Origin of the sequence: Micromonospora ureilytica, from assembly GCF_015751765.1 — a bacterium.
Lineage (GTDB): Bacteria > Actinomycetota > Actinomycetes > Mycobacteriales > Micromonosporaceae > Micromonospora > Micromonospora ureilytica.
This window is the reverse complement of the sequence record NZ_JADOTX010000001.1, coordinates 3,286,430-3,298,609: the sequence shown is the minus strand read 5'-3', so window position 1 is coordinate 3,298,609 and position 12,180 is coordinate 3,286,430. Positions and strand designations below refer to the sequence as shown.

General features: G+C 73.3%; 10 protein-coding genes. 2 read left to right on the top strand and 8 right to left on the bottom strand.

Annotated elements, in window-relative coordinates; all coding sequences use genetic code 11:
• The first annotated feature begins 3 nt into the window (after window positions 1-3).
• Complete coding sequence (gene wecB / locus IW248_RS14760; RefSeq protein WP_196927460.1) at window positions 4-1,128, top strand: non-hydrolyzing UDP-N-acetylglucosamine 2-epimerase; 1,125 nt, start codon at window positions 4-6, stop codon at window positions 1,126-1,128.
• 58 nt (window positions 1,129-1,186) lie between these two features.
• Here wecB and IW248_RS14755 read toward each other — a convergent pair whose 3' ends face one another.
• From IW248_RS14755 to IW248_RS14725, 7 genes are all read right to left on the bottom strand, one after another.
• Window positions 1,187-2,407, bottom strand: a complete 1,221-nt coding sequence (locus IW248_RS14755; RefSeq protein WP_196927459.1) for a glycosyltransferase — start codon at window positions 2,405-2,407, stop codon at window positions 1,187-1,189.
• Window positions 2,404-3,051: a NeuD/PglB/VioB family sugar acetyltransferase gene (locus IW248_RS14750; RefSeq protein WP_196927458.1), complete on the bottom strand. Its 648-nt coding sequence runs from the start codon at window positions 3,049-3,051 to the stop codon at window positions 2,404-2,406. Before IW248_RS14750 ends, IW248_RS14755 begins: the two co-directional genes overlap by 4 nt.
• Window positions 3,048-3,698, bottom strand: coding sequence for a sugar transferase (locus IW248_RS14745; RefSeq protein WP_196927457.1), 651 nt, complete (start codon window positions 3,696-3,698; stop codon window positions 3,048-3,050). Before IW248_RS14745 ends, IW248_RS14750 begins: the two co-directional genes overlap by 4 nt.
• Window positions 3,695-4,882, bottom strand: coding sequence for a DegT/DnrJ/EryC1/StrS family aminotransferase (locus IW248_RS14740; RefSeq protein WP_196927456.1), 1,188 nt, complete (start codon window positions 4,880-4,882; stop codon window positions 3,695-3,697). The genes IW248_RS14745 and IW248_RS14740 overlap by 4 nt, the downstream gene beginning before the upstream one ends.
• A gap of 260 nt (window positions 4,883-5,142) precedes the next feature.
• The gene (locus tag IW248_RS14735) at window positions 5,143-5,610 is read right to left on the bottom strand and encodes a hypothetical protein (RefSeq protein ID WP_196927455.1); all 468 of its coding nucleotides are present in this window, start codon (window positions 5,608-5,610) and stop codon (window positions 5,143-5,145) included.
• A 24-nt stretch (window positions 5,611-5,634) separates the two neighbouring features.
• A complete protein-coding gene (locus IW248_RS14730) occupies window positions 5,635-6,519 on the bottom strand; it encodes an aminoglycoside phosphotransferase family protein (RefSeq protein ID WP_196930200.1) in 885 nt (294 codons plus the stop codon).
• Between the two features lie 293 nt (window positions 6,520-6,812).
• Window positions 6,813-9,287, bottom strand: coding sequence for a Tex family protein (locus tag IW248_RS14725; RefSeq protein WP_196927454.1), 2,475 nt, complete (start codon window positions 9,285-9,287; stop codon window positions 6,813-6,815).
• A 117-nt stretch (window positions 9,288-9,404) separates the two neighbouring features.
• On the opposite strand from IW248_RS14725, the gene IW248_RS14720 reads away from it, so the two are divergent.
• Window positions 9,405-10,916 (top strand): deoxyguanosinetriphosphate triphosphohydrolase family protein, encoded by a 1,512-nt coding sequence (locus IW248_RS14720; RefSeq protein ID WP_196927453.1) that lies wholly within the window; start codon window positions 9,405-9,407, stop codon window positions 10,914-10,916.
• Between the two features lie 37 nt (window positions 10,917-10,953).
• On the opposite strand, the gene IW248_RS14715 is transcribed toward IW248_RS14720, so the two are convergent.
• A complete protein-coding gene (locus tag IW248_RS14715) occupies window positions 10,954-12,102 on the bottom strand; it encodes an MBL fold metallo-hydrolase (protein ID WP_196927452.1) in 1,149 nt (382 codons plus the stop codon).
• Window positions 12,103-12,180: the final 78 nt, after the last annotated feature.

Sequence of the window (12,180 nt, the reverse complement as noted above, 5' to 3'; positions counted from 1 at the left end):
CACATGACCCGGGTGATGACCGTCGTCGGCACCCGTCCCGAGATCATCCGACTGTCCCGGGTGCTCAGCCGGCTCGACGACACCGTCGAGCACGTGCTGGTGCACACCGGGCAGAACTGGGACACCACCCTCTCCGACGTGTTCTTCACCGAACTGCGGTTGCGGGAGCCCGACCGGTTCCTCCGCGTCGACACCTCGTCGCTGGGAAGGGTGCTCGGCGGGGTCCTCGTCGGCATGGAGGCGGCGATCGCCGAGGTGCGGCCGGACGCGCTGCTCGTCCTCGGCGACACCAACAGTTGCATCGCGGCGCTGATGGCCCGGCGGATGCGGGTGCCGGTCTACCACATGGAGGCCGGCAACCGCTGCTTCGACCTGAACGTGCCGGAGGAGACGAACCGGCGGCTGGTCGACCACGTCGCGGACTTCAACCTGGTCTACACCGAACACGCCCGACGCAACCTGCTCGCCGAGGGCCTGCACCCGCGCCGGATCCTGCACACCGGCTCGCCGATGCGCGAGGTGCTGGAGCACTACCGGGAGCCGATCGCCAGCTCCGGCATCCTGCGCCAGTTGGAACTCGACCGGGGCGGCTACTTCCTGGTCAGCGCGCACCGGGAGGAGAACGTCGACCGACCCGACCGGCTCCAGCGGCTGCTGGACTGCCTGGTCGCGGTCCGGCACCGCTGGGGTCTGCCGGTGCTGGTTTCCACGCACCCGCGCACCCGTAAGCGGCTGGAGGCGCTGGCCCCGGACGCCACCGCGCTGGACGGCATCGCCTTCCACGAGCCGTTCGGCCTGCTCGACTACGTGCACCTGCAGACCATGGCGTACTGCACGCTGTCGGACAGCGGGACGATCAGCGAGGAGGCCGCCATCCTCGGCTTCCCGGCGGTGACCCTGCGCGAGTCGATCGAACGCCCCGAGGCGCTCGACGCCGGCGGGATCATCATGACCGGCCTCGACCCGCAGGGTGTGGTCGAGGCCGTCGAGGTGACCGTGGCGCAGGTGGCCGCGCAGGGCGTGCCCTGCCCGGTCGACTACCAGGTGCCGGACACCTCCCGGCGGGTCGTCGACTTCATCCTCTCCACCGTGCGGCGCCACCACGACTGGGCCGGCATCCGGCACTGACCCGTGGCGGGCGGTCGGTGGTCCGGCAAGACCGGCCACCGGCCGCCCGCCGTCGTGCTCACCGTCGGCGGGCCGCCACGTCCTCCACGATGTCCGCCACCTCGGCCGCCGCCCGCAGGTCGTCGAAGGACGCCAGCACGTGCTGACGGGCCAGTCGGCCGCGTAGGGTCAGCGTTCCGGTGACCCAGCCCCGGTACGCCGCGTCGAGCGCGTCCACCAGGGCTGTCGGGTCCGCCGCGGGCACCACCCACCCGGAGCGTTCGGTGACCGCCTCGGGTAGTCCGCCGGCCGCGCTGACGATGCTCGGCACACCCATCGAGCCGGCCTCGACCGCCGTGCCCGGACTGTCGCACAGCGACGGCGAGACGCTCACGTCGGCGGCGGCGTAGCAGGGGCGCACGTCCGGAACCGACTCCACCCAGGTCACCCCGGGATCGTCGGCCACGCCGAACCGTTCGCCGAGCTGCCGCCGGTAGCTCTCCCCGGCGGCCGTCCAGCCACCTCCGACCAGCAGCAGGTGCGCGTCCGGGTGCCGGCGGCGGAACGTCCGCCACGCGGCCAGCAGCACGTCGTGCCCCTTCACACCGCGACCGGAGTGCACGAGGCGCTTGGGCGGGTGGACGTAGGACACCATCACCGCCAGGAACGCGGCCTGGTCGATGCCCAGCTCGGCGCGGAGCTTCGCCCGCTGGTCCGGGCCGGTGGCCTCCGGGCTGAACGCGTCGGTGTCCACCCCGTACACCGCGACCGGCCGTCGCTGCGGCGGGCAACCCAGCTCACCGTACCGGGCCGAGGCGTACCGGCAGCCGCAGATCACCACGTCGTCCAGCTGCCACATCCACCGCTCCACCGAGCGGACCAGCCGGGACTCCAGGTACGCCGGACCGGCCACCATGTGCACCCGGCGCACCGGCAGCCCCAGGGTGGCCAGTCGCACCGCGTACGCCGAGGCGATCAGGTGGTACTGCACCACGTCGGGTCGCAGCCGCCGCAGCAGTGCGCGCAGCCGCAGCAGCCCGATCGGCACGTGCCAGCCGATCGTGAAGTCGTACGGGCAGCTGAGCACCTCGAAGCCCCGCCGCTCCAGCTCGTCGGTGAGCCGACCGGCCCCCCGGGGCAGCACCACTGTCACCTCGTGCCCGCGATGGCGCAACTCCTCGACCTGCGGCAGCAGCCACAGGCCGCCGGCGTTCGTCTTGACCAGCACCGCGATGCGCAGCCGGCGGACCCCGAACGGGTGACCCACGCCGGGGCCACCGGAGCCGCCGAGGGCGCTCACCGGGCCGGGACTCCCTTGACCACCGTGCCGGCCGGCACGTCCCGGACCACGCAGGCCCCCGCGCCGACGGTGGCGCCGGCGCCCACCCGCAGCTTCTGCAACACCACCGCCCCGGCCCCGATCAGCACGCCGTCGCCCAACCGGCAGTCACCCGAGACCGCCCCCAGCGGGTTGACCGAGACGTGGTCACCCAGCTCACAGTCGTGCGCCACAGCGCTGTTCTGGTTGAGGTGCACGTGCCGGCCCAGCGTGACGTTCGTGGTGACCCGGGCCCCGGGGAACACGATCAGGCCCTCGCCGTAGACGGCGTCCGGGCCGAGGGTGGCATCCGGATGCACCAGCACGGCGGCCGGCAGCCGGTACCCGGCCAGCCGCGCGTCCACCGCCCGGCGGGCCGCCGGTTCCCCGATGCCCAACGCCAGGTACGTGCCGGCGGGCTGCTCGGCGAGGCGGCCGGTGCCGCCCAGGTAGGGCACCTCCAGCCGCTGCACCCGCTTCAGGTTGACCTCGCTGGGCCGATCGTCGACGAATCCCCGCACTCGCCACGGCGGCCCGTCGCCGGCGGCGGCGTTGACGGCACGGACGATGCCGAGCACCTCCCGACCGTGCCCGCCGCAGCCGACGATGACGATGTCCAGGGTCACCGCCGGGCCTCCGCCGGCCCGGCGCCGGCACCGGCCAGCTCGGACGGGCCCAGGTACTCGTGGGCGGTGGCCGCACCGGAAGCGGTGATCCCCTCCCGCAGCAGCACGGTGCGTACCGTGCGCAGCAGGATGCGCAGGTCGAGCCCCAGCGAGCGCTGCCGCACGTACCGCACGTCGAGGGCGAAGCGCTCCTCCCAGCTCAGCGAGTTGCGCCCGTACACCTGCTGGAGGCCGGTGATGCCGGGGCGGACGTCGTGGCGGCGGAACTGCTCCGGGGTGTACCGGGTCAGGTACGCCGGCAGCAGCGGGCGCGGCCCGACCAGGCTCATCTCGCCGCGCAGCACGTTCCACAGTTGGGGAAGTTCGTCCAGGCTGGTCGTGCGCAGCCACCGGCCGAACCGGGTGAGCCGGGCGCCGTCGTTGGCCGGTGCGCCGCCCTCGCCGCCGACGGTCATCGACCGGAACTTGACCAGCTCGAACAGCTGCCCGTGCCGCCCCGGCCGGGCCTGTCGGAACAGCACCGGCCGACCCATCGTGATCAGGACGGCGAACGCCACAGCGGCGATCACCGGGGTGGCCAGCAGCAGACCGATGGCGGCCGCGAGCACGTCCAACACCCGCTTGGCGGCGTCATAGGGCCGGCTCATCGGCGCTCCGCGAGGAATTCGGCGATCCCGCCGATGACGCGCTCGACCTGCTCGTCGCTGAGGGCGGAGCCGCTGGGCAGGGACAGGCTGGTGGCGAAGAGCTGATCGGCGGCGCCGCTGAGGACGACCTGCCGGTCGGCGTACACCGGTTGGCGGTGCATCGGTTTCCACATCGGCCGGCTCTCCACCCCGAGGCCGGCCAGGTGCGCGGCGAGGTCCCCGGCGTGCCAGCCGGCCCGCTCCGGCTCGACCACGAGGGAGGTCAGCCAACAGTTCGAGCCGGGGTCGCCGGCGCCGAGGATCCGGGTGCCCGACACGGCGGCGAAAAGTCGCGCGTACCGGTCCCGTAGCGACCGCCGTCGGGCGATCATCGTGTCCAGTCTGCTGAGCTGCGCCCGGCCGAGGGCGGCCAGCAACGTGCTGAGCCGGTAGTTGTAGCCGACGTCGCGGTGCTCGTAGTGCGGCACCGGCTCGCGGGCCTGGGTGGCGAGGTGGCGGGCCCGAGCGACGAGCGCGGCGTCGTCGGAGACCAGCATCCCACCCGCCGAGGTGGTCATGATCTTGTTGTGGCTGAACGAGTAGATCCCGACCCGGCCGAAGGTGCCGGCGCACCGGCCACGGTAGGTGGAGCCGAGCGCCTGCGCGGCGTCCTCCACCACCGGGACGCCGCTGGCCGCGCAGAGCGGCAACAGTCGGTCGTAGTCGACGCAGCGGCCGTTGATGTCGACGGCCAGCACGGCGGCGACCCGTCGCCCGGCGTCGGTCAGTTGGCCGAGCAGGGCGGAGAGCAGGCCGACGTCGAGGTTGCCGGTGGCCGCGTCGCAGTCCACGAAGACCGGTTCGGCGCCGGTGTAGGTGACCGCGTTGGCCGTGGCGGCGAAGGTGAGCGTGGGCACCACCACCACGCTGTCCGGTCCGGCTCCCACGGCGAGCAGCGCCATGTGCAGTGCGGCGGTGCCGGAGGAGAGCCCCAGCGCGTACCCGACGCCGACCCGGGCGGCGACCTCCCGCTCGAACGCGCCCAACTCGGGCCCGTCGGGGTCGAAGCGGCCGGCGCGGACGGCGCGCAGGAGGTAGGACTCCTCCAGCGCGCCGATGTCCGGTGGGGAGAGGTAGACCGGGTCGGTGACGGCCGGGCCGCCGCTGCGCCGCGCTACGGGCGGACGGTGGTGGATCAGGTCCACGGACGGCGCCTCCGATCGGACGTGACAAAAGACCACAATGGTTATAACAGGGCTTATAACGCCGCAGCAGAGGTTTGGCCAATTACGTGTCGGATCAACCCGAATGGCCCCCGTCGCCCGAACCGGTCACCGCCCCCGCCCGGCTGCGGTGCTGCCGGTCCTGCACGCGCGACGCGTACACAGGAAGAACGAGTGCCGAACCCCGGGGTGATCGCCTCCGGAGGGCCGGGTCCGGGAAAGTTGTCGTCCGGCCGGGCCGCTCAGGCTCCCGGCGCTGCCGGGCCGGTGGTGGAACCGGGCTCGCCGGACCCGTCGTCCAGCAGCCGGTTGAGCAACGTGCGCAACGGGATCGACTCGCCGTCGCGACCACCCGCCCCGACGACCAGCGGCGCCGGGCTGGGCTGTGGGTCGACGCCGAACAGCAGGGCCCGCAGGCCGCCCGGCACGGTCAGCAGATGGAACCGACCGTCCACGTCCACCGCCCGGGACTCCGCCCGGTCGACGTACCAGCCGGTCAGCCGGGTGCGGTAGCGCCCGCGTCCGTCATATCCCCGCGCGGTCAGGCGGGTGGTGGGCAGCCCTCGCCGGGTCGCCTCGGCCACGAACCAGGCCACCAGCTCCGCCGCCTGCGCCTGCTCGGCGGCCCGCCGCCGGTCGTCCGCGTCGGCGTGCGCCCGCACCGCGTGCCGCTGCTGATCCCGCCACTCCCGGCCGTCCCGTTCACCCACGACGCCGACGGTACGCGAGCCGACTCAGTCGAGCACGGCCCGCAGCGTGTGCCGGGCGATGCCGGCCATCACGGGGTTGGTCTCCACGTAGTACGGCAGCGCGTTGATCGCCTGCTCCAGGGCCCAGCCGCGTCCCCGCTGCCAGGTCGCGTCGTCCACGGCCAACGCCCGCCGGTACGTCTCCCGGGAACCCGCGTCGAACAGGTTCCACGCCGGCATCAGGTCCACCGCGGGGTCGCCCACACCGACCGCACCCAGATCGATGACAGCGGCCAGCCGGCCGTCGCGGACCAGCAGGTTGCCAGGCATCAGGTCGCCGTGGATCCACCGGTCGGCGGGGTCGTCGCGGCGCGCGTCCCGGCACCGCTCCCACACCTCGGTGAGCGCTGTGATGTCGGTGAGCGCGCCGCTGACCGCGAGCGCGGCCCGCACGTCGGCGTCCTCGGCGGCCAGCCGCCCGCCGCGTCCGTTCCCGGACCAGACCCGCCCGCCGGTGTCGATGCCGCGCAGGGCCGTCACCACGTCGGCCAGGTCACGGGCGAAGACGTCGAGGTCGCCGACCCGGTCGGGCTGGGCCGTCTCCCCCGGAATGAACCGGTACGCCGTCCACGGCCCGGGGTAGCCGTCGCCCGGCTCGCCGAGGCCGAGCGGTTCGGGCACCGCGACCGGCAGGTGCCCGCCGAGCAGCACGGCGTGCTCCTGCTCGCGCCGCAACTCGGCACGCAGCTCGGGGTCGGTCGAGGGGAGCAGTGGGAACCGCAGCACGATGTCCGGGCCGAGCCGGAACAGGGCGTTGACCGTGCCGGTCGAGGGCAGCGGCCGGATCGGCCGGCCCCGCCACCGCGGAAACTGCTCGGCCACCAGCGCGGAAACCACGTCCACGCTCACGTCCACCTGATCGGCGTGCATCCTCACCGCGAGATCATCACCCCGAATCCCGCAGCCACGCGAGCACATTTCCCCGCCCCCCGCCCCCCGCCGCCCGCCGCGCCCCTTGCCCGCGCCGATCTTGCACTTTCGGTCGTCGATATAGGCGGAACGCCGGCTATGTCGGGACAGTAAGTGCAAGATCGGCGGAGACGGGTAGCTCGGCTTCGTCGATCATGGAGTTGTGGTGCCTGGTTTGGCGTTATTCGGGCGGTTCGTCACCCACCACAACTCCATGATCGACGAGACGGCGCGGGGTTGACGTGTTGAACGGGTCAGGCCAGGCCGGCGCGGCGCAGGGCTTCGGCCATCGCGTCATTGGCCGGCGCCGCTGCGCCCTGCCGCTGCTGCCCGCCGCCACGACCGCCCTGCCCGCCGCGACCGCCCTGGCCTTCGCGACCGCTCTGCCCGCTGCCGCGACCGCCCTGCGGCGCGCGCTGCGCCGGGCCGCCACGCCCCTCCTGGCTGGTCCGACCACCACCACCACCGCCGCCACCAGAGGTGGCCGGAGGCTCGTCGTCCAGGCGCAGGGTCAGCGAGATCCGCTTGCGGGGTACGTCCACGTCGAGCACCCGGACCTTGACCACGTCGCCGGACTTCACCACCTCGCGGGGGTCCTTCACGAAGGTCCGGGACATCGCCGAGACGTGCACCAGACCGTCCTGGTGCACACCGACATCGACGAACGCGCCGAACGCGGCCACATTGGTGACCACGCCCTCCAGCACCATGCCCGGCGTCAGGTCGCCGATCTTCTCCACCCCCTCGACGAAGGTGGCGGTGCGGAACTCCGGGCGGGGATCCCGGCCCGGCTTCTCCAGCTCGGCGAGGATGTCGGTGACGGTGGGGAGGCCGAACCGGTCGTCGACGAAGTCGGTGGCCCGCAGCCCTCGCAGGATGCCGCTCCTGCCGATCACCGAGCGCAGGTCCTGGCCGGTGGTGGAGAGGATCCGGCGCACCACCGGGTACGCCTCGGGGTGCACGCTGGAGGAGTCCAGCGGGTCGTCGCCGTCCGGGATGCGTAGGAAGCCGGCGCACTGCTCGAACGCCTTCGGCCCGAGTCGAGCCACCTTCTTCAGCTCGGTACGCGAGCGGAACGGCCCGTTGGCGTCCCGGTGCAGCACGATGTTCTCGGCCAGGCCGGCGCCGATCCCGGAGACCCGGGTCAGCAGCGGCGCGGAGGCGGTGTTGACGTCCACCCCGACCGCGTTGACGCAGTCCTCCACGACCGCGTCCAGCGACCGGGACAGCTTCACCTCGGACAGGTCGTGCTGGTACTGGCCGACGCCGATCGACCGCGGATCGATCTTGACCAGCTCCGCGAGGGGGTCCTGGAGGCGGCGGGCGATGGAGACCGCGCCGCGCAGCGACACGTCCATCCCGGGCAGCTCCTGCGAGGCGTACGCGGATGCGGAGTAGACCGATGCGCCGGCCTCGGAGACCATCACCTTGGTCAGGTTGAGCTGCGGGTGCCGGGCGATCAGGTCGCCGGCGAGCTTGTCGGTCTCGCGGGAGGCGGTGCCGTTGCCGATCGCGATCAGCTCCACCCCGTGCGCCCCGGCCAGCCGGGCCAGGGTCTCCACCGACGCGTCCCACTGCCGGCGCGGCTCGTGCGGGTAGATGGTGTCGGTGGCGATCACCTTGCCGGTGGCGTCCACCACTGCCACCTTCACCCCGGTCCGCAGGCCCGGGTCCAGGCCCATCGTGGGCCGGGTGCCGGCCGGCGCGGCGAGCAGCAGGTCCCGCAGGTTGGTGGCGAAGACCCGGACCGCCTCCTCCTCGGCCGCCTGCCACAGCCGCATCCGCAGGTCCGCGCCCAGGTGGATGAGGATCCGGGTACGCCACGCCCAGCGGACCGTGTCGGACAGCCAGCGGTCGGCCGGGCGGCCCGCGTCGGACACCCCGAACCGGCCGGCGATGGCCGCCTCGTACCGGGTCGGGCCGGTCGGCACGGCGTCCGCCTCGCCCGCCTCCTCCGACTCCATGGTCAGGTCGAGCACGCCCTCCTTCTCGCCCCGGAACATCGCCAGGATCCGGTGCGAGGGCAACTTCGGATACGGCTCGGAGAAGTCGAAGTAGTCGGCGAACTTGGCGCCGGCCGCCTCCTGACCCTCGCGTACCCGGGAAACCAGCCGGCCGCGCGACCACATCTGCTCGCGCAGCGTGCCGATCAGGTCGGCGTCCTCCGCGAAGGTCTCGATGAGGATCGCCCGCGCGCCCTCGAGCGCGGCGGCGGCGTCAGCGATGCCCTTCTCCTCGTCGACGAACCCGGCGGCGGTGGCCCGCGGGTCCTGACCCGGGTCGGCCAGCAGCGTCTCGGCCAGCGGCGCCAACCCGGCCTCGCGGGCGATCTGCGCCCGGGTCCGCCGCTTCGGCTTGTACGGGAGGTAGATGTCCTCCAGCCGGGACTTCGAGTCGGCGGCCATGATCTGCGCTTCCAGGGCCTCGTCCAACTTGCCCTGGCCGCGGATCGACTCCAGTACCGCGGCCCGCCGTTCGTCCAGCTCGCGCAGGTAGCGCAGCCGCTCCTCCAGGGTGCGCAGCTGGGTGTCGTCGAGCAGGCCGGTGGCCTCCTTGCGGTAGCGGGCGATGAACGGCACTGTGGAACCGCCGTCGAGCAGGTCCACGGCCGCCCGCACCTGACGCTCGGCCACGCCGAGCTCGTCGGCGATCCGCTGATGAACAGACTGGGTCACGATCTCGATCCGCCTTCGACTCGATCCGCCTTCAAAGAGCGGGTACGCCTGCATTCTGCCGGGCGGGCCGGCGCGCTGTCGCCGCGCCCGGCCGGGGCGGGGGACCGAACCACCGCGCCCGACCGGGGTGACCTGCGGCGTCCCCGTCGGGCCTGCGCTAGCGTGGCGATCATGGAATCTGCTGCGGAGCCGCGCGCCCGGCGGCCCTTCGGCGGCAGCGCCCGGGCCCTCGGTGACCTCACGGCCAACCCGTTCCGCGCCGACCGGGACCGGATCGTCGGCTCGCCGTTCTTCGCCCGCCTCGGCGGCGTCACCCAGGTGATCAGCCCGGTCGGCTCCGGGCTGCTGGTGCACAACCGGCTCACCCACAGCCTCAAGGTCGCCCAGGTGGCCCGGGCGGTCGCCGAGCGGTTGAACGCCGACGAGCGGTGGCGTGACCTGCTGGACAAGCTCGGCGGCTGTGACCCCGACGTGGTGGAGGCGGCGGCGCTCGCCCACGACCTCGGCCACCCACCGTTCGGGCACCTGGGGGAGCGGGTGCTGGACCGGCTGGCCCGCCAGCGCCTGGGCCTCTCCGACGGTTTCGAGGGCAACGCGCAGTCGTACCGGATCGTCACCAGCACCGAGATCCGCGGCGCGGCCACCACCGGGTTGGACCTGACCGCGGCGGTCCGCGCGGCCATGTTGAAGTACCCGTGGACCCGCCTGGACCACCCCGACCCGCACCCGCGCACCATGGATCCCCCGCCGCGCGGCGCCACCCCGCCACCGGACGACCCGGAGAGCGGCTCGTCGAAGTTCGGGGCATACCGGACCGAGCTGGACGACCTGCGGCAGGCCCGGGAGCCGTTCGCCGGCCGCATCCCGGACTGGCAGCAGACCGTGGAGGCGTCCGTGATGGACACCGCCGACGACATCGCGTACGCCATCCACGACGTGGAGGACTTCTACCGCGTCGGCGTGCTCCAGCAGGGTTCGGTCTCCGCGGAGTTGATGGCCTGGCAGCGCGAGAGCGGGCACTTCCGGGCGATCACCGACGCGGCGCTGGCCACGGCGGCCCGGCGACCCGGTGCGGCGATCGAGCGGCTACGCCGGCAGCTGCACCGCAAGGACGCCTGGATCGCCGACGACGACGCGTTCGCCGCCGCCGTCGAGCACGTCCGCGAGGAACTGGTGGACGGGCTGCTCGCGATGCCGTTCGACGGCTCGATCGAGGCCGAGCAGTACGTGGCGCGGTTCTCCGCCCGCTGGTCCACCCGCTTCGTCGAGGCCATCACGGTCACCGACCAACCGTCGGTGCGCTCCGGGCACGTGCTGCTCGGCTGCGCGCAGTGGCACGAGGTGCAGGTGCTCAAGTTCGTCCACCACCGGTTCGTGCTGGCCCGCCCGGACCTCGCCCTGCACCAGCGCGGCCAGGCCCGACTGCTGGGCACCCTGGTCGAGGCGCTCTGGGAGTGGCTGCTCGACCCGGAGGAGGAGTCCCGGCTGCCCCGCCGGCTGCACGACCTGGTCGAGTTGGCCGAGGCGGAGCTGCACCCGCGTACCCCGGACCGGATCGGTCGCGCCCGGGGGCGAGCCATCGTGGATTTCGTCGCGCAGCTCACCGACGGTCAGGCGGTCGCCATGCTGGACGCGCTCTCCGGCCGGTCCGGCGCGCTCTGGACCGACGCGTTCGTGCTCTGATCTGGCTCAGCGACGGCCTGCTCGGGCGATGGCCTGCTCAGGCGATGGCCTGCCACCAACCGTCGACGGCGGGCGGCTCGTCGACCACCACCCGCTCGCCCGGCCGGGGCACGGCGAGCCGCACGTCGCGGGCCTTCGCCTCGGCCCACAACCGGTCGACCGGCTCGGACCAGTCGTGCAGGGCCAGGTTGAACGTCGCCCAGTGCACCGGCAGGAACAGCCCGCCGCGCAGGTCGAGGTGGGCGCTGACCGCCTCCTCCGGGAACATGTGGATCGTCGGCCAGGCCCGGTCGTACGCCCCGATCTGCATCAGCGTCACGTCGAACGGCCCGTGCTCGGCGCCGATCTCGGCGTACCCGTCGAAGTAACCGGAGTCGCCGGTGTAGAAGACCTTGCGGCGAGCCCCGGCCACCACCCACGAACTCCAGAGCGTGCCGTCGCGGCGCAACCCACGACCGGAGAAGTGCTGCGCGGCGGTGGCGGTGATCTCCAAGCCGGCGACCTGGTGCGACTCGGACCAGTCCAGTTCGATGATCCGCTCGGCGGGTACGCCCCAGCGGTCCAGGTGCGCGCCCACGCCGAGCGGCACCAGGAACGGCGCGGACTGCCCGGCGAGCAAGGCCCGCACGGTGGCCATGTCGAGGTGGTCGTAGTGGTCGTGCGAGATCAGGATGGCGTCCAGCGGGGGCAGCTCGTCGATGCCGACCGGTGGCTCGTGCAGCCGGCGCGGGCCGACCAGACCCGAGGGGGAGCACCTGTCGCTCCACACCGGGTCGAGCAGCACCCGCCGGCCCTCGATCTCGATAAGCGTCGAGGCGTGGCCGTACCAGACGATGTTGAGCTCGTCGGCGGTGTCGGCGGCCTCCGCCGCGCCGGCGCTGGGGCGCAGCAGCGGCACGGCCGCGGTGGGACGCCGCTTCTGCTTGCCGAAGATCAGCTCGCGGACCAGGTTGCGCCCCGGCTCGGCGATCATCGTGCGGGTGCCGGCCCGGTTGTGGAAGGTGCCCTCGCGAAACTGCGGCGAACGTGCCGCCCGTTCCGCCCGCGCCCCGCTGAGCCGGCCACCCAGCGCCGCCGGCACATCCCGGGCGACCCAGGCCAGGCCGGCCAGCGCGGCCAGGCCAGCCGCGCCCCGCATCCGCCGCCCGAGCGACCGTTCAACGTCCGTGCTCTGCGCTCGCGCCATTGCCGTCCCTCCGACGTGTCCGCCCTACACGGTAGTCACCCGAGCCGACCCGTGCCTCGGCGGTCGCCACGCCGGGTC